The sequence below is a fragment of the Bacillus sp. LM 4-2 genome, assembly GCF_000978495.1.
Taxonomy (GTDB): Bacteria; Bacillota; Bacilli; order Bacillales; family Bacillaceae; genus Bacillus; species Bacillus subtilis.
Window position 1 is genome coordinate 235,078 of sequence record NZ_CP011101.1, and the last position, 21,176, is coordinate 256,253.

The window sequence follows — 21,176 nt, forward strand, 5'->3', positions numbered from 1 at the left end:
AAATAAAAAAATGGATGCCGTTAAGCATCCATTTTACATCCGTTCTCCATCAGCTTCGCTTTCGGTTTCATCTCCGAAATGTAGAGGCCTAAAAGCGTAAGGGCGCCTCCTAGAAGAGCGATCCATGTCATGTTTTCATGCAGGACCAGGACGGAAGCGGCGATTGTGATAACCGGGACCATGTATATATACGCACTGGATTTGACGGCTCCGAGCACGCCAACTGAATAATTCCAAGTGGCGAAGCACAGGGCAGAAGCGCCAATTCCTAAGAAAAGCATGTTGAGTATATTTGAAGCAGATGAAAATCGGCTTAGGTCAAAATGGAAGTCGAACAAAAATAAAGCGGGAACCATAAATAATAGGCCATACAAAAATACTCTCTGTGTCAGCTCGATGATGTGGTATTCGTAAGCGCTTAATTTTTTCATGAATATCGAGTATCCGCCAAACACGAGAGCAGCCCCGGCTGCCATGATGTCTCCGAGCGGATTTAGACGCAGTACCACATTGCCGTTAAACGTAATCAATAAAAGCCCGATCAGTGCCGAGATAAATCCAATCAAAAAAGTCAGACGCAGTTTTTCGCCTTCGAGCAGAAAATGGGCCAAAACCGCAGTGATCATCGGTATAATGGACACGATCATGCCGACATTGGAGGCGTATGTATAGGTGAGAGCTATATTTTCTAATAGAAAGTATAAGGTTACGCCAAATAAACCAGCTCCGGCAAACAACAGCTCCTGCCACCAATTTCTGAACGGAATCATGTTGGGACGGACGAGGATAAGAGCGATAAAGCCCATCAAAAACCGATAAAATAATATTTCCATTGGAGAGAAGTCAGCCAGCAGAACTTTTGTCGAAATAAAGGTCGTCCCCCAAATCAGAATGGTCACAATGGCTGCGATATGCCCCGAAGTTTCTCTTTGTATGTTCATCTGTGAAGCTCCTTTTCAAAAATCTTCATGTATTGCTTCGGCGTCAGCCCCACCTGCCGTTTAAAAAACTTCGTCATATGGCTCTGATCGCTGAATCCTGTCTGAAATGCCGCATCAATCGGTCTTACCCCTTGTTCAAGGAGTTTTTTGGCTTGATTAATCCGGATTGTTTCCATGTAGCTATTAGGGGTAATGCCTTTTTGTTTTGTAAATGAACGCAATAAATGATACTTGCTCCAGCCTGTTAATTCACTCAAATCATTGAGTGTAACATTTTCGGCATAATGCTCTTCTAAAAATTCACAAACCATTTTGACTTCGTCTGATGGTTCTGGAACGCTGCTAAGGAACGTGACATCTGAATAATGGCGGATCAGCTCCTCTAATAGATGAAGAAACAGCTCCTCCTTACGCAAAGCTTGTTTTTCCTCGGATATCAAAATATGCAATTCCTGCAGGCTGGCTGTCAGCTCATGGCGGAATAACACATGCTGGGAGAAATAAGGGAGATGCCCGGCGCCAGTAATCTCTTTCACCGCCTTCTCCATGATATCCGGCATGACATTGATACACCGATAATCAAGCGTCCGGCCGTCAATCTGTTCACAGCTATGCGTGTCACGGGGGTTAAAGAGGAGAAGATCACCTGGATTGATGATATATTCTTGATCCTGACAGGCCAGATACCGTTGCCCTTTTTCAATAAATCCAATCACATAATAATCGTGAAAGTGGTTCGGGAATTTTTGCATAATTCCCTTGAAGCGGTAGGCTTCTATATGAAGGTGTGGGTCAAGCTGCAGTGTGCGGGTTTCGTTTTGCATGGGATGCCTCCTGTCGGTGTGGTGGTCTTGAATTAAGTGTAGCATGATTTAGGGGGATTTCTTGTATGATGTTGCTGTTTAGGAATAGAGAAAGCAGACCGTTATTGATCTGCTTTCGTTTAAGAATTTAAAAGATTTTAACCCTCAATAATAATTTTATCTTTTTTAATAAAAATTTATTTTTCAAATATTTCAGTTATAATGGTTTGGAACAGATAGGAGGGGCAAAGATGTATCAATCAAAGAAGGTTTTATTGTTAGGTTCAGGTGAATTAGGTAAAGAGGTAGTGATTGAAGCCCAGCGTCTTGGGGTACAGACGGTGGCAGTTGACAGTTACGAGCATGCTCCGGCGATGCAGGTCGCGCATAACAGTTATGTCGTTGATATGCTGGACCCAGAGCAGATCAGAACCATTATTGAGAAAGAAAAGCCGGATTTGATTGTGCCTGAGGTGGAGGCGATTGCGACGGATGAATTGCTGAAGCTTGAAGAGGAAGGATTTCACGTTATCCCGAATGCCCGTGCGGCCAAGCTGACGATGGATCGGGAAGGCATCAGACGACTTGCGGCGGAAACGCTTGGACTTGCGACAGCTGGCTATGAATTTGCGAATACATATGATGAATTTATACAAGCGGCAGCTCAGATCGGTTTTCCTTGTGTCGTTAAACCATTGATGAGTTCTTCTGGAAAAGGCCAAAGTATCTGCCGCTCTGAAGCGGATTTAGAGAGCTGCTGGGAGACGGCGATGGAAGGCGGACGGGTGAAAAACGGCCGCGTGATCGTTGAGGAGTTTATCCCATTCGAATCAGAAATCACACTCTTAACCGTACGTGCGGTTAACGATACGGCATTTTGCGAGCCGATCGGTCATGTGCAAAAGGACGGGGATTATATCGAATCATGGCAGCCGCATGATATGACAGAGCAGCAAATAGAAGAAGCGAAGCATATTGCGAAAACGATCACGGATAAGCTTGGCGGATACGGTCTGTTTGGTGTTGAGCTGTTCCTTGCGAAAGATAGGGTATATTTCAGTGAGGTATCTCCCCGTCCGCATGATACGGGTCTTGTCACGCTGGTGACGCAAAATTTGTCAGAATTTGCGCTGCATGTCCGGGCGATTCTCGGCTTTCCGATTACAGAAATCACACAGCTTTCTCCTGGCGCCAGCAGGCCCCTCAAAGCGCCGGAAGAATTAGCGGATTACACTGTTGAAGGATTGGAAAACGCACTGGCAGTCCCAAAGACTCAAATGCGCGTCTTTGGAAAGCCGATAACGAAAGCCGGACGTCGTATGGCAGTTGCGCTTTCTGCTGCTGATTCAGTTGAAACGGCAAGAGAGAATGCAAAGAAAGCGTTGGAACAGCTAACGATAAAATAGAGTTTGAGCAGGCCTTGTCATGGTACAAGGCCTGTTTTTTTCTTTCTCCGTAAAAGTTTTATCATAAGAATCAGAAACCCGATTATAATGTAAAAGTCTTCCATCAATACGGGTGGTTGACACTAAAGGAGGGAGATGACAAAATGAAATTAGTTCCAAGATTCAGAAAACAATGGTTCGCTTACTTAACGGTTTTGTGTTTGGCTTTGGCAGCAGCGGTATCTTTTGGCGTACCGGCAAAAGCGGCAGAGAACTCGCAAACTTCTGTATCGAATACTGGTAAAGAAGCTGATGCTACGAAAAACCAAACGTCAAAAGCAGAACAGGTTTCTGCCCCTTATGAGGGAACCGGAAAAACAAGTAAATCGTTATACGGCGGCCAAACGGAACTGGAGAAAAATATTCAAACCTTACAGCCTTCGAGCATTATCGGAACTGATGAACGCACCAGAATCTCCAGCACGACATCTTTTCCATATAGAGCAACTGTTCAACTGTCAATCAAGTATCCCAACACTTCAAGCACTTATGGATGTACCGGATTTTTAGTCAATCCAAATACAGTCGTCACGGCTGGACATTGTGTGTACAGCCAGGATCATGGATGGGCTTCGACGATAACCGCCGCGCCGGGCCGCAATGGTTCGTCATATCCGTACGGTACTTATTCAGGCACGATGTTTTACTCCGTCAAAGGATGGACGGAAAGCAAAGACACCAATTATGATTACGGAGCTATTAAATTAAACGGTTCTCCTGGAAACACGGTTGGCTGGTACGGCTACCGGACCACAAACAGCAGCAGTCCCGTGGGCCTTTCCTCGTCAGTGACAGGATTCCCGTGTGACAAAACCTTTGGCACGATGTGGTCTGATACAAAGCCGATTCGCTCCGCTGAAACGTATAAGCTGACCTATACAACCGATACGTACGGCTGCCAAAGCGGCTCGCCTGTTTATCGAAACTACAGTGATACAGGGCAGACAGCTATTGCCATTCACACGAACGGAGGATCGTCATATAACTTGGGAACAAGGGTGACGAACGATGTATTCAACAATATTCAATATTGGGCAAATCAATAAATACAGCAAACTAGCCATATTCATGTCTATTTTGTTTTTATGCGGGTGCAGTTCGCAGACGCATTCTTCTCAAAAAGAAACGACTATTCCTGTCACTCTTCATGTGGAGGATGCTAAGGGGCTGCCGGTCGAAGGGGTTCAAGTGACGATTGTCAAAGCGCCCTCTTCAGATGAGGAGCCGAGTACAGAGATTGGCGAGATACTCGGTAAAACAGACAAAAACGGTGATATCAAATGGGATACCGGCAGAAAAGGCGATTACTCAGTCGCGTTGACGAAGGGTGAAATATCAGTAACCCATCACATCTCGTTAACAGAGGATAAGAAAGATCATGCCATTCCATTAGTCTTCAAAGAATAGCAGTTTCCTTGATTTTAAGGAAACTGCCTTTTTTATTTATTGCAGGAAACCAAACTATATACTGGAAATTTATTATGTGAGATAATAAGAAATAGGTATTTTTTCTTACGAGACAAAAGGGGCGTTATCCTTTATTTTATATCAATCAAACCCGGAGGAAAAAGAAGAAAATGATACAAGATTCAATGCAGTTTGCCGCGGTTGAAAGCGGTCTGCGCTTTTACCAGGCATATGATCAAAGCCTTTCTTTGTGGCCGATTGAGTCGGAAGCATTCTATGTTTCTACTCGTTTTGGAAAAACACATATCATTGCAAGTGGGCCAAAGGACGCACCTTCGCTCATTTTGCTTCACGGAGGCCTTTTCAGCTCTGCGATGTGGTATCCGAATATCGCAGCGTGGAGCAGTCAATTTCGTACATATGCGGTCGATATAATAGGAGACAAAAATAAAAGTATACCATCAGCAGCCATGGAAACGAGAGCTGATTTTGCAGAATGGATGAAAGATGTCTTTGATTCTCTTGGACTTGAGACGGCACACCTGGCCGGCCTTTCGCTTGGCGGGTCCCATATCGTGAATTTCTTACTCCGCGCGCCTGAAAGAGTAGAGCGGGCGGTTGTTATGAGTCCCGCTGAAGCGTTTATTTCATTTCATCCGGATGTCTATAAATACGCTGCAGAGCTTACAGGGGCAAGAGGAGCTGAATCATATATCAAGTGGATCACAGGCAACAGTTATGATCTGCATCCTTTACTGCAAAGACAAATTGTGGCGGGCGTGGAATGGCAGGATGAGCAAAGGAGCCTGAAGCCGACAGAAAACGGGTTTCCGTACGTGTTCACAGACCAGGAATTGAAATCGATACAAGTCCCGGTACTGCTGATGTTCGGTGAGCACGAGGCCATGTACCATCAGCAAATGGCCTTTGAGCGGGCTTCGGTATTGGTGCCGGGAATTCAGGCTGAAATCGTAAAGAACGCCGGACATCTGTTATCTCTGGAGCAGCCAGAGTACGTCAATCAACGCGTCTTGTCCTTTTTATGCGGGGGGATAAACTAGTAAGGAACATGAAAAGATTGGCATTCATTTTTCAAAAGGTAACAAATGTTGTATAATAATAGAATTTGAATGCTGCTTTTTTTGTGAGCATTCTATGTTATCATGCTTATTGGAGAAAAATTTTTCCTGTAACGCTATTCGATCACTATCGTCAAATAATATAGATGGTTTTACAATTGGAGGTTTGGTTACACTGTGAATTACATCCCCTGTATGATTACGATAGGAAACTTCATTTGCGGATTGCTGGCGATTCATTCCTTGCTATATCACAACATTCATTCAGCAGTGCTTTTTATTTTTACAGGCATGTTCCTTGATTTCTTTGACGGGATGGCTGCTCGTAAGCTGAATGCCGTTTCTGATATGGGGAGAGAACTGGATTCGTTTGCCGATCTGGTTACGTTTGGGGTGGCTCCTTCTATGCTTGCTTACAGTGTCGCGTTGTATACCCTGCCATTTATCGGGATCTTATGCGCATTGACGTACAGCATTTGCGGAATGCTTCGCCTCTCTAAATTTAACATTGAACAAAGCAAGCTCCCGACGTTTATCGGTATGCCGATTCCGTTTGCGGGCATGTGTCTCGTTATTCTAAGCTTCACCTATAACCCGATCCTTCTGGCAATCGGCACTTGCGGACTCTCATATTTGATGGTGAGTAAAATAAAATTCCCTCATTTTAAAAAACATGCGGCAGAAAACCTGGAGTCTGGGAGATGGAATTAGTTCAGCAGCTCATAGCGGATTACGGTTATCTCGCTATTTTTTTGATGCTGGTATTAGGAATTGTAGGATTGCCGATTCCAGATGAAGTGATGATGACCGTTGTTGGCTATTTCACGCATACCGATGTATTGAATTATGAGCTTTCGATATTGATTAGTTTTGTCGGGGCTTTGTTAGGTATGCTGATCAGCTACATGATTGGCAGAAAAGCCGGACGCCCGTTTATCGACAAGTACGGCAAGTGGGTCGGCTTAAAAGAAAAAAGAATGATGAAAGTGGAAAAATGGATGAAGAAATACGGTCCATATTCTCTTATTTTAGGTTATTTTATTCCCGGCGTCAGACATGTGACGTGCTACTTTTCGGGGATCGGCAAAATGGATCTGAAAACGTATGTTGCGTTTGCTGCAATCGGCGCCTTTTTATGGTGCTTTGTTTTTATTACAATCGGAAGGGTTATAGGGATTATTCATGTTTAATACGGCTGTAAAGATTCTGTATCGATCATTGATAGAGCTGACGAATCATCGTCTGTCATCCTATCTGATTAAAGGATTTTGCGAGTCGAAAATCAGCAAACCGGTCATTCCGCTTTTCTCAAAACATTTTCGGCTGAATTGGGATGATGTGGACGGTACGGCTGCTGATTACGGATCGCTGTCCGAATTGTTCATTCGACAAATAAATCTGGAGCGGCGCCCTGTGTCAAAAGAGGCGCATGCGGTGGTCAGCCCTGTTGACGGTGTGGTTCAGACGGTAGGAATCATCAACCCGAATCAAACCTTTACGGTGAAGGGAAAAGATTACTCATTTGCTGAGCTGACCGGCTGTAAAAGCGCAGACCATCAATACAACGGCGGATATTTCGTCGTGCTGTATCTAAGCCCGAGGCATTATCACCGTTTCCATTCTCCGATCAGCTGCAGGTATCAAAAGCTGGCCGAGCTCGGAAATCGCTCATACCCGGTAAATCAACTAGGCTTAAAATACGGGAAAGATGTGCTGTCGAAAAATTACCGGTTTGTGTACGAGCTGAATAGCGGTAGCCGAAATGTCCTGATGATTCCTGTCGGCGCGATGAATATTAATTCTATCGTGCAGACGAGCACCAGTGCTGAATTGGAGATCGGCGAAGAGCTGGGATACTTTTCATTTGGCTCAACGGTCATTTTGATTTTTGAAAAAGACGCGTTCCAGCCGTCCGCCCATTTAGCAGAAGGCCAAGAAGTCCAAGTCGGAGAACTGATAGGTTACGAAGAGTAAAAAGAGGAGCTTGCATAAACGCAGCGCCTCTTTTTTTGAAGAAAGGTGAGACTTATGGAGAAACAAATCATCAGCTGGATTACAGATTATCAGAACAACGGAGATGAAGCCGTCCTGCGGCAAGTGCGAGAAGTGTGCTGGCCGATCGTTGAAGCGGTTTTGCAAGAGAAAGCAATGGATGATGAACAAGCGAACAATTTGCGCGAAAAAGGAATCGAGCGGTTTCCATTCATCATCAGCAAATACCAAGCGGATGTGCAGCTTCCGGTTGAGACATTTTTACAAAATACGTATCGGTTTTACTTTCATCAGGTGATGAGAGAATCCAGCTAAAGCTTCTTTCAACAGAGAAGCTTTTTTTGTTGGCAGTAAAAGGAAACTCTTTCTATATCTATCTCGTAATGACTAGAGAACCTAATTGGGGATTCACAGAAGAGCAGATGATCCTTAAGGAACAATATGACGGTGTCATTTGGCTGGAGCATATCACGCCCTCTGTCATTATCAAGTGAGCGGTGTCCCCTGTGCTATAACAGGTGGAGTTCACCTTTTGTTTGATAGTTTTCAGATAACTATATCGATTAGTAAATGAATGGAAAATACTTGTTTGCCATGAGAAACCCTTGTGCTGCTTAGGTTTGTAAGAGCTTGGATATTTTTATCAGTCTGGGCGGATCTGTTCATCTTTGCGGCATTTTCCTGTATGATATAGTAAGAGTGTGCATAGCAACTAACTATAATTGAACAGGGTGTTTAAAACATGGAAAAACAATACAGAGTATTACTTTACTATAAATATGTTCCGATTGAAGATCCAGAGGCGTTTAGAGAGCAGCATCTGGCTTTTTGTAAGGAGCTTGGTTTGTTAGGCCGTATCCTTGTTTCTTCTGAAGGAATTAACGGTACGGTATCAGGTACGGTTGAACAGACTGAAAAATATATGGAAACGATGAAAGCTGATCCTCGTTTTGCGGACATGGTATTTAAAATTGATGAAGCAGAAGGCCATGCCTTCAAAAAAATCTTCGTCCGCCATAAAAAAGAGCTTGTAACGCTTCGTCTTGAAGATGATGTCGATCCGAACGAAACAACAGGCCAGCATTTGAAGCCTGCAGAATTTTATGAGAAGATGCAGGATCCAAACACAATTGTAATCGACGCGCGTAACGATTACGAGTATGACCTTGGCCATTTCAGAGGTGCGGTCCGTCCTGACATCGAAGCCTTCCGCGAATTACCTGAATGGATTGAAGAACACAAAGATATGCTTGAAGGCAAAAAGATTTTAACGTACTGTACAGGCGGCGTGCGCTGTGAAAAGTTCTCAGGATGGCTGGTGAAGCAAGGCTTTGAAGATGTAGCACAGCTTGACGGCGGAATCGTGACATACGGAAAAGATCCTGAGGTGCAAGGCAAGCTTTGGGACGGCCAGTGCTACGTATTTGATGAAAGAATCAGCGTGCCTGTCAACCGTGTCGAGCATGTGGTTGTCGGCAAGGACTACTTTACAGGAGAACCGTGTGAGCGTTATGTGAACTGCGCAAATCCATCTTGCAATAAAAAAATGATATGCACACCGGAAAATGAGTATAAATATATGCGCAGCTGCAGCCACGAATGCCGCACGAACCCAAGAAACCTGTATGTGAAAGAGCATAATATGACAGAAGAAGAAGTGAAAGCAAGACTGGCAGCGATTGAAACAGAAGATCACGCTGCTGCTGAATAAAAAAAGAACACCTCGTATTGAGGTGTTCTTTTTTCTATATGCTTTCGGTTTGGCTGTTTGCGGAAACCCATTCTTTTTGGCGGAAAGCCTTTTCCCATTTTGATACCACGATACAGGCGATCGCATGTCCCGGTACGTTCACGCCTGTTCTCGCCATGTCCATGACGCGGTCAACACCCGCGATAATGGCAACGCCTTCAGCCGGCAGTCCTACAGCATTGGCAGTCGCCAGAAGAACTACAAGTGATCCTGAGGGGACAGCTGCAATGCCTTTACTGGTCATCACAAGCACAAGCATCATGAGCAGCTGCTGGGACAATGTCATGTCTACTTGAAAGGCCTGTGCGAGAAAGATACAAGAAACCGATAAATATAAGCTGGAGCCGTCACAGTTCAATGACAAGCCGGAGGGAACGACAAATGATACCACTCGTTTGGGACAGCCGTATTTCTCCATTCTATCCATCAGCTGAGGGAGAATGGTTTCAGTGCTGGTGGTGGAAAATGCAATTAAAAACAGATCCCATATCATTTTCAATACTTCGAAATACTTAATCTGAAAGATGAGACCGACAAGCGGAAAGAGGACAAAGAGGATCAGGAACAGGCCAAGGAATACGGTGCCAACCAGCTTAAACATAGGGAGGAGGAGTTCAATGCCATATTGGCCCACAGAAGCTGCCATCAGGGCTAACACGCCGATAGGAGCAGTGACCATGACGATTTGCGTGAGCTTGAACATAATCTGAGCTGTAGATTCAAAAAACTTCATTACTGGTTCAGAAGCTTTGCCGATACCAGCTGCGGCGACACCAAATAAAATGGCGAAGAAAATAACAGCAAGCAAATCATTTCTGGCCATGACATCAATAATGTTTGTAGGGATAATATCCAGGACCATTTGCTTGAAATCAACAACTTTGTCTGTGTAGCCGGAAAGTTCATGAATATCTTTTTTTGCCAAATGGGAGAGGTCAAGCCCGACACCTGGTTTTAAGACATTCGCTAATAAAAGTCCAAGCCCTAATACCAACGTTGTAATCACTTCGAACCAAATGATCGTCTTGATGCCGAGACTGCCCATTTTTTTCATGCTTCCGCTTCCTGCGGCTCCAATGACAATGGTAGAAAACACAATCGGCACAACAATCATTTTAATCAGGCGGATAAATCCATCTCCGACAGGCCTCAGTGCCATCCCGAAATCAGGAAAAAAGTGGCCGATCACCGCGCCGACAGCCAAAGCGATTAAAATTTGAAACGCGATTAATTTTTTCAAATGAATCCCCCTTTAGAACGATAGAATGTAGGCATATTCATATCATTCGTGATTCAAATGCAAACACCTTTTTTCAAGTTATTTTATTTTGACAGCGCTTTCATTATGTTGGCGAAAAAGTCCCCCGCAGCAGGGGGGACTTTTTTACTTCATTTGAATGTGCTTTAGATCTTCTTCAGAGGTATTTGTGAAAATAACCGGTGTTATGGCTGAAGCGGCATGCTGCTTGATGTAATTGAGATCAAAGGTGAGAAGCAGTTCGCCTTGTTTGACGGCTTGTCCGCTTGTGACATGTGCTTCAAAGCCTTCCCCATTCAGTTTGACGGTATCGATGCCGACATGAATCAGGATTTCAGTGCCGCCGGCGCTCATAAAGCCGATGGCGTGTTTTGTCGGAAAAATCGAGACGATCTCGCCGTCCGCAGGTGCAACGACTTTTCCTTCTGATGGTATAATCGCAAATCCCTCGCCCATCATTTTTTCTGAAAAGACTTGATCAGGCACATCCCCTAAAGAGACTGTTTCTCCTTTAATCGGATAAATAAAGGTCTCACCGGAATCGGGCTTCTGCGGTTTGTCAGTTACCGTGTCCAGCGTGGCGGCGGTGGCAGGGACGCCTCCGGCCATGATTGTTTTGATGTCGTCTTTTAAGGCATCGGACTTGGTTCCGAATATTGCCTGGAAGTTGTTGTTGACCTCCAGCACACCTACTGCACCAAGCCGTTTTAATTCATCCTTGCTGACTTGGCTTGGCTGATGAACGGTCACACGAAGCCTAGTGATACACGCATCCAGGTTAGCGATATTTTGCTGTCCGCCCAAGGCCTGCAGCACGTGAAAGGCAAGCTGGTCTTTTGCAACTGGAGCTTTCTCCTCATTCTGACCGTCTTCATCTGTCTCACGGCCGGGCGTTTTCAAATTCCATTTCAGAATCGCAAATCGGAACAAATAATAATAAATGAAAGCAAACACGATCCCGACAGGAATGACAACCCAGCCGTTTGTAGACAATCCGTAGTTCAATACGTAGTCAATTCCCCCGCCTGAGAACGTATAGCCGTGGCGGACATGGAATAAATCACAAACGACAAAGATGACGCCGGCAAGAATAGAGTTAATCAAATAGAGCACGGGCGCAACGAACAAGAAAGAAAACTCAACAGGTTCTGTAATTCCGGTCAGCATAGATGTGAGCGCCGCAGAAATCATCACGCCGGAGATCATTTTTTTCTTTTCCGGACGCGCGGTATGGATAATGGCAAGAGCAACTGCCGGCAGACAGAAAATCATGTAAGGAAAATCCCCCATCATAAAGCGCCCGGCTGTCGGGTCTCCCGCGAAAAACCTTGTCAGGTCGCCGGTTACGGTGTTGCCTGTTGATGGGTCTGTGTATTCTCCCATCATAAAATAGAAAGGCGTATAAAAAATATGATGCAGGCCAAAAGGAATCAGCAAACGATAGATCGTTGCATAAAAGAACAGTCCGACTGTTGAATCGGCAATTAAACTGCTGGCTGCGTTAATTCCGTTTTGGATCAGCGGCCAAACGAATGAGAAAAAGACGCCGATCACCAATGAACTGACGGAAGTAATAATCGGGACAAAGCGTTTTCCAGAGAAAAATCCAAGGACCGGATGCAGCTCGATTGATGAAAATCGCTTATATAAATAGGCGGCGAGAAGCCCGATGATGATTCCTCCGAAAACCCCCATATCAATCAGGTGCTCGGCTCCTTCATACGGAGGCTGAAGGCCGAGTAATTTTCCCATATTGTCGAGGGTGACGGTTAAAATTAAGTATCCGATGACAGCGGCAAGTCCGGCTACACCTTCTCCGCCGGCTAATCCGATCGCGACCCCTACGGCGAAAATCAGCGGGAGATTATCGAATACAACGCCGCCTGCATCCTTTATAATAGGGATGTTCAGTAAATCCTTGTCTCCGAAACGGAGCAAAAGACCTGCTGCCGGCAGGACGGCAACCGGAGTCATCAACGCGCGGCCAAGCTGCTGCAGAATTTGAAATGCCTTTTTAAACATGACAGTCTCCTTTTATTGTTTTATGAGCATGGTGCACTCTTTAATTTTTGAGCTGCTTTATAATCGGCGATAACGGTTACATGATTGTGTTTTTGAAGAATGGAGGCTGGTACTTCTGTCGTGACAGGACCTTCAGCCATCTTTTGAATAGCGTCTGCTTTTTCCTCGCCGCTTGCTAAAAGCACAATATGTTTGCTGAATTCCATGATGGTTTTAATGCCCATTGAAATCGCGAGTCTCGGCACCAGCACCGGATCACCGCCGAAGAATCTGGCATTTGCCTGTATCGTGCTTTCCGAGAGCTTCACAACACGTGTCCGGTCCTCAAAATCAGATCCCGGTTCATTGAAACCGATATGGCCATTGGCGCCGATGCCGAGAATTTGGACATCAATGCCTCCCGCCTGGCGGATGAGATCCTCGTATACTTTGCATGCCGCCTCAAGCTGCGGATTGTCTCCTTGCGGGATATGAATATGATCAGGCTGCATATTGATATGCTGAAAAAGATGCTCATGCATAAAATGGTTATAACTTTGCGGATGAGATGGAGAGAGACCAGCGTATTCATCCAAATTAAATGTAGTAACCTTTGAAAAATCAATTTCGCCTGCCTGATAGTCTGAAATCAACTGCTTATACAAGCCGACCGGTGTGCTTCCTGTTGCCAGGCCGAGAACGGCATCTTTCTTAGCTTGTATTTGTTCTTTAATAATGGCAGCGCTTAACTTACAGAGTTCTTCGTAGTGCTCGGCGATCAGAATCTTCATGTGACACCCCCTCAAAGAGATAGACAAGCACCATATTTGTTATGACCAATTTATGATACTTGTCATTACGAATTTAGCACCGCCCTTATCAAACTGTCAATATTAATTTCTGAAAATTTGTTATAAAAGAAGGATACAAATCTTTCATATTGGGAGGGCAAATGGTATTATGGTCTCAATGAAAAAGAACGGATTGCATACAGAATGGGGAGAATGAAATGACAGCTTTATATTCTGTTATCAAGTTTAAGATCATTGAGTTAATTAAATCGGGCAAATATCAGGCGAATGATCAGCTGCCGACGGAGAGTGAGTTTTGCGAACAATATGATGTCAGCAGAACAACTGTGAGACTGGCTCTGCAGCAGCTAGAGCTTGAGGGATATATTAAAAGAATTCAAGGAAAAGGGACATTTGTATCGGCGGCCAAAATACAAACGCCGATTCCGCATAAGATTACGAGCTTTGCAGAACAAATGAGAGGACTTCGTTCTGAATCAAAAGTGCTTGAGCTTGTGGTGATTCCTGCCGATCATTCCATTGCCGAGCTTTTGAAAATGAAAGAGAATGAACCTGTCAACAAGCTTGTCAGAGTCAGATACGCCGAGGGGGAACCTTTGCAGTATCATACCTCATATATTCCCTGGAAGGCGGCACCGGGGCTGGCACAGGAGGAATGCACCGGCTCACTGTTTGAATTGTTAAGGACAAAATACAATATTGAAATCAGCAGGGGCACGGAATCGATCGAACCGATTTTAACGGATGAAACGATCAGCGGCCACTTATTAACCAATGTCGGAGCGCCTGCGTTTTTATCAGAATCCCTTACCTATGATAAAAATGAAGAAGTGGTGGAATATGCGCAAATTATTACCCGGGGAGACCGAACGAAATTCACCGTTGAACAGTCATATCATTCATAAAGCAATGTGTTTATAAGAAGGGAATGGTGGTTCTATGTTTTTATTGACGAATGGAAAAGTGCTGTGGGGAGCAGTGATTGCTGCATTCATCCTTTCAATTGTATTTTACCCTTTTCTGCCGACGCAGATGCCGATTCATTATGATGTTGCGAACAGTCCGGATCTGACGGTTAACAAGCTGGCGGGGACTGTGATGCTGCCTGTTTTGATGGTGGTGTTTGCATGGGCGCGGAAGATCAATTGGCAATTTGTATTCGCAGTGTATATTTTGCTGATTTGCCACATTGTCGTCCTTTGTTTAGCGCTCTAAATCAAACAGCCAGAATAAAACTGGCTGTTTTCTTTAATTTCAGCTTCATCTGACAATGAATGTGGTGTATAATAGCTGATGATCCTAAAGAATATTCTGAAATTTATAGGTGTGAAGCGGCGTATCATGAAAGGAAGGGCTGTATGTTTTTTGCAGCCTTAAAAAGACTGAATATTTAAACAATTATATGAAAGGTGTGCTGATCAGATTGAATAAGCTTATCGAACGAGAAAAAACTGTATATTATAAAGAAAAGCCCGACCCGTCTTCCTTGGGGTTTGGACAATATTTTACAGATTATATGTTTGTGATGGACTACGAAGAGGGAATTGGATGGCATCATCCAAGAATTGCACCGTACGCACCGCTTACGCTCGATCCGTCTTCATCTGTTTTTCATTACGGCCAGGCTGTTTTTGAAGGATTAAAAGCATACAGAACAGAGGATGGCAGGGTGCTCCTGTTCCGTCCGGATCAAAATATCAAACGGCTGAACAGATCGTGTGAGCGCATGAGCATGCCCCCTTTAGACGAAGAGCTGGTGCTTGAGGCATTGACACAATTAGTTGAGCTGGAGAAAGATTGGGTTCCAAAGAAAAAAGGAACGTCACTGTATATTCGTCCTTTTGTCATTGCCACAGAACCGAGTCTCGGTGTGAAGGCATCCAGGAGCTATACATTTATGATCGTGCTTTCGCCTGTCGGCTCCTATTATGGCGACGATCAGCTGAAGCCGGTTAGAATCTATGTCGAAGATGAGTATGTGCGGGCGGTCAACGGAGGAGTCGGGTTTGCAAAAACGGCTGGAAACTATGCCGCCAGTCTTCAGGCACAGCGGAAAGCGAATGAACTGGGCTATGACCAGGTACTGTGGCTGGACGCCATCGAAAAGAAATATGTGGAAGAAGTGGGAAGCATGAACATCTTTTTCGTCATAAACGGGGAAGCTGTCACACCTGCTTTAAGCGGAAGCATTTTAAGCGGGGTGACACGCGCGTCTGCGATTGAATTGATTCGAAGCTGGGGCATTCCGGTTCGTGAAGAGAGAATATCGATTGATGAGGTGTATGCGGCCTCTGCACGCGGAGAATTGACAGAGGTCTTCGGCACAGGCACGGCAGCAGTCGTTACGCCTGTCGGTGAACTCAACATCCATGGAAAAACGGTGATTGTAGGCGACGGGCAAATCGGGGACCTCTCGAAAAAGCTGTATGAAACGATAACAGATATTCAGCTTGGCAAGGTAAAAGGCCCGTTTAACTGGACAGTGGAAGTGTGAAAATCGAAAAAGAACCTGCCCGAAGGCAGGTTCTTTTTATTTTGAATGAGTCATATCAGCAGCCGGCAGGCTTTTGCGGTTTTTCGCATAATATGCTGCATAGCAAATGGCCATAAATGGAACACCGCAATAGAGTGCGATTCTTTGATTCGGATCAAAGGCAATGCCAACGACGGAAGCCAGGCATAACAGGAACGCGGCAATCGGCACGAACGGATACAAAGGGGTTCTGTATTTCAAATCAGTAACCTTGTTTCCCGCTTCGATATAACGTTTTCTGAACATGAATTGAGAAGCAGCGATTCCCATCCACACGACAACGACGGCAAAACCGGAAATCGACACGAGCACAACGTATACAGTGTCTGGCGCAAATACGCTGGACAGCAACGACAGAATGCCGCCGATCATGCTGAACACCAGCGCGTTAAAAGGGGTTCCTTTTGACGTCAGCTTTGCAAATGTCGGATGAAGCGTTTTTTCTTTTGATAAAGACCACAGCATCCGGGAAGAAGCGTAGAGTCCGGAATTAGCCGCTGACAGGATCGCTGTCAGGATAACAAAGTTCATGATATCGGCTGCGTATGGTACACCGACTCTGTCAAAGACAGCGACAAACGGGCTTTTGATGACACCTGCATCTTGAAGCGGAATCAGCCCTGACAGCACAAAAATTGTTCCGACAAAGAAGAGTGAGAGACGCCAGACCGTTGTTTTAATCGCTTTTGGTATTGTCTTGTCAGGATCAACGCTTTCACCGGCTGCGATTCCGATTAGTTCCGTTCCCGAAAAGGCAAAATTAACGGACAGCATCGTCATCAAAATCGGGACAAATCCATTTGGAAAAAGCCCGCCTTCCGCGGTGAAGTTGGACAGCATCGGTGCGGCTTCTCCGCCTTTGATCGGGATGATGCCGAACATGGCAGAGCCGCCTAAAAGAATAAATAATACAATGGCTAATACTTTGATGCTGGAAAACCAAAATTCTGATTCAGCGAAAAACTTGACCGAAAATGCGTTAAGCAAGAAAATGAACAGCGCAAAGACGGCACTCCACATCCAAACCGATGTATGGGGGAACCAGCGCTGCATTAACAGGCCGGCTGCTGTGAATTCTGATCCCAATGCCACGGTCCATGTCAGCCAGTACAGCCAAGCAACCGTAAATCCGGTGCCCGGCCCTATGTATTTGGCTGCATAGGTGTGAAAGGCGCCGGTCACAGGCATGGCGACTGACAGCTCACCGAGGCATAGCATGACCAAATAAACGATGCCGGCCCCGACTAGGTAGGCGAGTATGGTTCCGGCCGGGCCTGCTTGCTGAATGGTATAACCTGAGCTTAAAAACAGCCCGGTTCCGATGACACCTCCCAAGGAAAGCATAAAGAGGTGCCGGCTTTTCATACTTCTCTGAAAGGTTGTCTCATTCTTGTTGTGGGCAGAGTTCATCTTTTTCCAACTTTCTATCAGCGATTTATTTCCTCCTAATAAAAAATCTCATGTCAGAAAGTGACACGAGACTCCGGCGAACCGGCTTTAAGTTAGAATATACAAACTATTCCGATAAGTCAAGTTGTTTTTAAAGAGCGGGCCCAAGCCGCAATTTCTTGAATATTTTCGGGTTTTGTCCGGCAGCAGCCGCCAATCAGCCTCGCTCCTTTTTCATGCCAGGTGCGGGCGCTCGCCCCGTAAGATTCTGCGCATGCTGCGCCGTTCCACGTTTTTGTTTCCGGATCATATTGCTCACCTGAATTCGGGTAGACAATGATCGGTTTTGACGTGTTCTTTTTTAACTCCTCTATCAAGGAAGGGATATGCTGAAGCGGCGTGCAGTTGATGCCGAGTGCTGCAATTTGGCGGTGTTCATCAAGCCACGATGCGCAGTCAGCTGCAGGTGTTCCGTCACTGATATGCAAGCCGTCTTTAGCACTGAAGCTGATCCATGCATACGTTTCAGGAAATTCCTTCAACAGCCGAACAATCGCTTTGGCTTCAGTCAGACACGGAATCGTTTCGCATGCCAAAACATCAGCTCCGGCTTCAATCAGCGCCTTCATCCGGGGGCGATGAAATTCAATCAGTTCATCTTCTGATATTGCGTAGTTGCCGCGATACTCAGACCCGTCTGCAAGATAAGCGCCATAAGGGCCTATAGAAGCCGCAATGATCGGTTTTGGCCGATTCAAACGGTTCTCTTTAAGCGACCAAAATTCATCACGTGCTTCAGCTGCGATGCTGACGGATAACTCGATGAGCCGGCGTGCTTCCGCTTCGCTCAGCCCGCGTGCGGCAAAGCCTTCAAATGTAGACTGATAGCTGGCGGTGATTGCACAATCGGCGCCTGCCGCGAAATAATCAGTATGAACTTGTTTAATCAGCTCCGGCTCTTCCATCAGGATTTTTGCCGACCACAGACTGTCGTTCAAATCACAGCCCTTGCGTTCAAGCTCGGTCGCCATGGCGCCGTCTAGCACAATAAGCGGGTATGTATCTAATATGTGTTGGATAGGATTCATAGAATGTACCGATGCCTTCTTTCAGATTTTTTTGAAAAAGATATGAAAATCGTAATGGAGGCTTACGTGTTTGTCAATAAACGCAAAAAGAGAAAGGTGTTCAGCCCATATGTCTGAACACCCTTTTCTTATGATATTTGTTTGTTGTGCGTGTCAGTCTTTGTGTCTGAAACCGGCCAGCACTCAATGCCATTATGGTTTTTGAGCACATCTTTATAAAAGACCGGATCCTTGCCTGCTTTTTTCTGGCGTGTATAGTCTTTCAGCGCCGTAAAAACGACCTTTGATAGTAAGAAAATCGCGATTAAATTCACGATGACCATCAAACCCATGAACAAATCAGCAAGATCCCAGACGAGCTGGACTTTGGCAACACAGCCAAACACGATCATTGCCAGCACGCCGATACGGTAGACAAAAATCAGTTTTTTGCTTTTGTTCAAAAAGCCGATATTGGTTTCGCCATAATAATAGTTTCCAATTAGAGCACAGAATCCGAATAACAAAATCAGAATGGCGAGAAAGCCTGATGCCCATGATCCGACATGGGAGCTGAGGGAGGCTTGTGTCAAGGCGATTCCGCTCAGACCCGGAGTATGATAGGCATCCGAAAACAGAATGATAAAAGCGGTGCTTGTACAAATGACCAGTGTATCTGTCAGTACACCAAAAGCTTGGATCAGCCCCTGTTTGACGGGATGGCTTGTTGTGGCGGTGGCAGCGGCATTCGGTGCGCTTCCCATTCCTGCTTCGTTTGAAAAGATTCCCCGTCTGACGCCTTGCATGAGTGCCGCGCCCAAAGCCCCGCCGGCGGCCTGATCAAAACCAAACGCATTTTTCACGATTAGCGCAAGCACACTTGGCAGCTGCGTAATGTTGGTGAAAATGACGAAAAACGCAACTCCGATATACAGGACAGCCAATACGACGACAATGGATTCAGCCAGCTTTGCAATGCGCTTGACTCCGCCAAAAATAATCGTGCCGAATACAGCAATTAAAATGAGTCCCAATGTCAGGCGGTTTGTGCCAAACGCGTTTTCAAAGGCAAGGCTGACTGTATTGGATTGAACCGAGTTGAAGACGATACCGAACGATAAGGTGATTAACACAGCGAACAGCGCGCCCATCCACCTTTTGTTCAGCCCTTTTTCCATGTAATACGCCGGCCCGCCGCGGAAGCCGTTTACATCTTTTACTTTATAAATCTGAGCCAGTGTGCTTTCCACAAAGCTAGATGCTGATCCAATAATGGCGATAATCCACATCCAGAAGATTGCACCGGGCCCGCCGAGTGCAATGGCGATAGCAATGCCCGTAATATTTCCCGTTCCGACACGGGCTGCCATGCTGATGCAAAAGGCTTGAAACGGAGAAATGCTGTTTTTTGACCGGGAAGCAGCACCTTCTCTTAATACCCTGACCATTTCTTTCAGCATGCGAACCTGTAAAAACTTAAGCCTGAACGTAAAATAGATTCCCAGAGAAAGGAGCAAAACAATTAATAGCTTTGACCACAAAAGATCATTTGCAATACCGACGATATGTTCTAGGATTTGCTGCATACAATCACCTCTTTTTTCATATTTAAAAAATGCTGAGCTCCCATTCCTGCGCCATATGCTTCAGCAGCATACCGCCAGTGAGGCTGTTGCCGTATTCATCAATGGCAGGCCCGTAAATGCCGATGCCGCATCCGGATTGAAAAGGCTGTTCTCTTCTGGCGCTTGGAGGCACCAGCGCCATGATGCCGCCGGAGACGCCGCTTTTGGCCGGCACGCCGACAAACGCCGCATATTTGCCTGAAGCGTTGTACATGCCGCACGTCAGCATTAATGCCTTGGCTAATTTTGCCACATCTTTTGGAATCACCTGCTCGCGTCGAATCGGATGATACCCGTCATGAGCAAGGATCAGGCCGATCAACGCAATATCTTCTGTGGTGCTCTCCATAGCGCATTGCTTCAAGTACACCTCAAGTGTTTCTTCTACGTCAGCTTCTAAAAAGTTTGTTTCTTTTAAATAGTAGGCCAGCGCTCTGTTGCGGTGGGCGGTTTCCCATTCAGAACGGAATACTTCCTCATGAATTCTCGGCCGTTTTCCTATCAAAGTTTCCATCACCGAGTAAAGAAACTCGAGCTTTTCGTATGCCGATTCTCCGGGAAGGATCGAAGCGATGGTGAGGGCACCCGCGTTGATCATGGGATTGAAGGGCTTTCCCGGCTTGTTGATTTCGAGCCGAATGATTGAATTAAAGGCGTCGCCTGTCGGCTCGACATCTACGCGGTCCAGCACATAGGGAATGCCGCGGCTCATGCAGGCGGCAATAAAGCTAATCACTTTTGAAATGCTTTGCAGGGTAAAAGAGACGTTCCAGTCGCCGGCGTGTATCATCGTTCCATCAGGCTCCAATACACAGATGCCGAGCTGTGAATCATTGACTTTTCCTAAAGCGGGGATATAGTTTGCGCTTTGTCCATTGGCGGCAAAAGGGCGATAGTATTCAACCCAATCATGAAGCTGTAACGCCGGATTTATGTCTTTCTGGTGCTCTTTTATCAATTCTTTCATCGAATTCCTCCTCACTGATTTTTTTCTTAAAGGACTGAGGTGTATCAAAACGAAGGCTAAAGGGGCGTTAAACGCTTTCATAATAGCGGAAGGTATAATTACTGTAT

Annotated in this window: 21 protein-coding genes and 1 pseudogene; 13 read left to right on the top strand and 9 right to left on the bottom strand. The window is 45.6% G+C overall.

Going from position 1 to position 21,176, the window contains the following annotated elements:
* Positions 1–20 precede the first annotated feature (20 nt).
* Positions 21–941 carry a DMT family transporter gene (locus bslm_RS01300; RefSeq protein WP_046380743.1) on the bottom strand — a complete coding sequence of 307 codons (921 nt, stop codon included), beginning with the start codon at positions 939–941 and terminating at the stop codon, positions 21–23.
* Positions 938–1,765, bottom strand: coding sequence for an AraC family ligand binding domain-containing protein (locus bslm_RS01305; protein ID WP_015382640.1), 828 nt, complete (start codon positions 1,763–1,765; stop codon positions 938–940). Before bslm_RS01305 ends, bslm_RS01300 begins: the two co-directional genes overlap by 4 nt.
* A gap of 215 nt (positions 1,766–1,980) precedes the next feature.
* On the opposite strand from bslm_RS01305, the gene purT reads away from it, so the two are divergent.
* The 10 genes and pseudogenes from purT (at position 1,981) to trhO (ending at position 9,378) form a co-directional block, all read left to right on the top strand.
* On the top strand, positions 1,981–3,150 hold the full coding sequence (gene purT / locus bslm_RS01310) for a phosphoribosylglycinamide formyltransferase 2 (RefSeq protein ID WP_259638743.1): 1,170 nt from the start codon (positions 1,981–1,983) through the stop codon (positions 3,148–3,150).
* Positions 3,151–3,293: 143 nt separating this feature from the next.
* Complete coding sequence (mpr, locus tag bslm_RS01315; protein WP_046380744.1) at positions 3,294–4,235, top strand: extracellular metalloprotease Mpr; 942 nt, start codon at positions 3,294–3,296, stop codon at positions 4,233–4,235.
* Entirely contained in the window at positions 4,198–4,596 is a 399-nt protein-coding gene (locus tag bslm_RS01320; protein ID WP_015482736.1) for a YbfJ family protein, read from the top strand. The genes mpr and bslm_RS01320 overlap by 38 nt, the downstream gene beginning before the upstream one ends.
* Positions 4,597–4,766: 170 nt before the next feature.
* Positions 4,767–5,657 carry an enantioselective carboxylesterase CesB gene (gene cesB / locus bslm_RS01325; RefSeq protein WP_046380745.1) on the top strand — a complete coding sequence of 297 codons (891 nt, stop codon included), beginning with the start codon at positions 4,767–4,769 and terminating at the stop codon, positions 5,655–5,657.
* Positions 5,658–5,852: 195 nt separating this feature from the next.
* Positions 5,853–6,386, top strand: coding sequence for a CDP-diacylglycerol--serine O-phosphatidyltransferase (gene pssA, locus bslm_RS01330; RefSeq protein WP_009966430.1), 534 nt, complete (start codon positions 5,853–5,855; stop codon positions 6,384–6,386).
* A complete protein-coding gene (locus bslm_RS01335) occupies positions 6,377–6,865 on the top strand; it encodes a DedA family protein (protein ID WP_003234861.1) in 489 nt (162 codons plus the stop codon). The genes pssA and bslm_RS01335 overlap by 10 nt, the downstream gene beginning before the upstream one ends.
* Positions 6,858–7,649 (top strand): phosphatidylserine decarboxylase, encoded by a 792-nt coding sequence (locus bslm_RS01340; RefSeq protein WP_046380746.1) that lies wholly within the window; start codon positions 6,858–6,860, stop codon positions 7,647–7,649. Before bslm_RS01335 ends, bslm_RS01340 begins: the two co-directional genes overlap by 8 nt.
* A gap of 54 nt (positions 7,650–7,703) precedes the next feature.
* Positions 7,704–7,982: a hypothetical protein gene (locus tag bslm_RS01345; protein WP_046380747.1), complete on the top strand. Its 279-nt coding sequence runs from the start codon at positions 7,704–7,706 to the stop codon at positions 7,980–7,982.
* 86 nt (positions 7,983–8,068) lie between these two features.
* Positions 8,069–8,161, top strand: a pseudogene (locus bslm_RS21575) (hypothetical protein); the annotation flags it as partial.
* Between the two features lie 248 nt (positions 8,162–8,409).
* Complete coding sequence (trhO, locus tag bslm_RS01350; RefSeq protein ID WP_046380748.1) at positions 8,410–9,378, top strand: oxygen-dependent tRNA uridine(34) hydroxylase TrhO; 969 nt, start codon at positions 8,410–8,412, stop codon at positions 9,376–9,378.
* Positions 9,379–9,412: 34 nt separating this feature from the next.
* On the opposite strand, the gene gltP is transcribed toward trhO, so the two are convergent.
* From gltP to nagB, 3 genes are all read right to left on the bottom strand, one after another.
* A complete protein-coding gene (gltP, locus tag bslm_RS01355; protein WP_014478694.1) occupies positions 9,413–10,657 on the bottom strand; it encodes a glutamate-aspartate/proton symporter GltP in 1,245 nt (414 codons plus the stop codon).
* A gap of 144 nt (positions 10,658–10,801) precedes the next feature.
* Entirely contained in the window at positions 10,802–12,697 is a 1,896-nt protein-coding gene (gene ptsG / locus bslm_RS01360; RefSeq protein ID WP_046380749.1) for a glucose-specific PTS transporter subunit IIBC, read from the bottom strand.
* A gap of 20 nt (positions 12,698–12,717) precedes the next feature.
* Entirely contained in the window at positions 12,718–13,467 is a 750-nt protein-coding gene (nagB, locus tag bslm_RS01365) for a glucosamine-6-phosphate deaminase (protein ID WP_046380750.1), read from the bottom strand.
* Positions 13,468–13,685: 218 nt separating this feature from the next.
* Here nagB and gamR point away from each other — a divergent pair, with 218 nt between their 5' ends.
* The 3 genes from gamR to bslm_RS01380 all read left to right on the top strand — a co-directional run bounded on the left by gamR (position 13,686) and on the right by bslm_RS01380 (position 15,982).
* On the top strand, positions 13,686–14,393 hold the full coding sequence (gamR, locus tag bslm_RS01370; protein WP_003234841.1) for a transcriptional regulator GamR: 708 nt from the start codon (positions 13,686–13,688) through the stop codon (positions 14,391–14,393).
* A 34-nt stretch (positions 14,394–14,427) separates the two neighbouring features.
* Positions 14,428–14,703: a DUF1648 domain-containing protein gene (locus bslm_RS01375; protein WP_014478698.1), complete on the top strand. Its 276-nt coding sequence runs from the start codon at positions 14,428–14,430 to the stop codon at positions 14,701–14,703.
* Positions 14,704–14,911: 208 nt separating this feature from the next.
* Complete coding sequence (locus tag bslm_RS01380; protein ID WP_019712566.1) at positions 14,912–15,982, top strand: branched-chain amino acid aminotransferase; 1,071 nt, start codon at positions 14,912–14,914, stop codon at positions 15,980–15,982.
* A gap of 36 nt (positions 15,983–16,018) precedes the next feature.
* On the opposite strand, the gene mmuP is transcribed toward bslm_RS01380, so the two are convergent.
* The 4 genes from mmuP to bslm_RS01405 all read right to left on the bottom strand — a co-directional run bounded on the left by mmuP (position 16,019) and on the right by bslm_RS01405 (position 21,069).
* On the bottom strand, positions 16,019–17,431 hold the full coding sequence (gene mmuP / locus bslm_RS01385; RefSeq protein WP_046380751.1) for an S-methylmethionine permease: 1,413 nt from the start codon (positions 17,429–17,431) through the stop codon (positions 16,019–16,021).
* 119 nt (positions 17,432–17,550) lie between these two features.
* On the bottom strand, positions 17,551–18,498 hold the full coding sequence (gene mmuM, locus bslm_RS01390) for a homocysteine S-methyltransferase (protein WP_032722876.1): 948 nt from the start codon (positions 18,496–18,498) through the stop codon (positions 17,551–17,553).
* 128 nt (positions 18,499–18,626) lie between these two features.
* Positions 18,627–20,063, bottom strand: coding sequence for an alanine/glycine:cation symporter family protein (locus bslm_RS01400; protein WP_046380752.1), 1,437 nt, complete (start codon positions 20,061–20,063; stop codon positions 18,627–18,629).
* Positions 20,064–20,085: 22 nt separating this feature from the next.
* Positions 20,086–21,069, bottom strand: a complete 984-nt coding sequence (locus tag bslm_RS01405; protein ID WP_032724836.1) for a glutaminase — start codon at positions 21,067–21,069, stop codon at positions 20,086–20,088.
* Positions 21,070–21,176: the final 107 nt, after the last annotated feature.

Coding starts and splice junctions, on each gene's coding strand:
- bslm_RS01300 (WP_046380743.1), bottom strand. CDS start 941: ATGAACATACAAAGAGAAACTTCGGGGCATATCGCAGCCATTGTGACC.
- bslm_RS01305 (WP_015382640.1), bottom strand. CDS start 1,765: ATGCAAAACGAAACCCGCACACTGCAGCTTGACCCACACCTTCATATA.
- mpr (WP_046380744.1), top strand. CDS start 3,294: ATGAAATTAGTTCCAAGATTCAGAAAACAATGGTTCGCTTACTTAACG.
- bslm_RS01320 (WP_015482736.1), top strand. CDS start 4,198: ATGTATTCAACAATATTCAATATTGGGCAAATCAATAAATACAGCAAA.
- cesB (WP_046380745.1), top strand. CDS start 4,767: ATGATACAAGATTCAATGCAGTTTGCCGCGGTTGAAAGCGGTCTGCGC.
- bslm_RS01335 (WP_003234861.1), top strand. CDS start 6,377: ATGGAATTAGTTCAGCAGCTCATAGCGGATTACGGTTATCTCGCTATT.
- bslm_RS01340 (WP_046380746.1), top strand. CDS start 6,858: ATGTTTAATACGGCTGTAAAGATTCTGTATCGATCATTGATAGAGCTG.
- bslm_RS01345 (WP_046380747.1), top strand. CDS start 7,704: ATGGAGAAACAAATCATCAGCTGGATTACAGATTATCAGAACAACGGA.
- trhO (WP_046380748.1), top strand. CDS start 8,410: ATGGAAAAACAATACAGAGTATTACTTTACTATAAATATGTTCCGATT.
- ptsG (WP_046380749.1), bottom strand. CDS start 12,697: ATGTTTAAAAAGGCATTTCAAATTCTGCAGCAGCTTGGCCGCGCGTTG.
- nagB (WP_046380750.1), bottom strand. CDS start 13,467: ATGAAGATTCTGATCGCCGAGCACTACGAAGAACTCTGTAAGTTAAGC.
- gamR (WP_003234841.1), top strand. CDS start 13,686: ATGACAGCTTTATATTCTGTTATCAAGTTTAAGATCATTGAGTTAATT.
- bslm_RS01375 (WP_014478698.1), top strand. CDS start 14,428: ATGTTTTTATTGACGAATGGAAAAGTGCTGTGGGGAGCAGTGATTGCT.
- mmuP (WP_046380751.1), bottom strand. CDS start 17,431: ATGAACTCTGCCCACAACAAGAATGAGACAACCTTTCAGAGAAGTATG.
- mmuM (WP_032722876.1), bottom strand. CDS start 18,498: ATGAATCCTATCCAACACATATTAGATACATACCCGCTTATTGTGCTA.
- bslm_RS01400 (WP_046380752.1), bottom strand. CDS start 20,063: ATGCAGCAAATCCTAGAACATATCGTCGGTATTGCAAATGATCTTTTG.
- bslm_RS01405 (WP_032724836.1), bottom strand. CDS start 21,069: ATGAAAGAATTGATAAAAGAGCACCAGAAAGACATAAATCCGGCGTTA.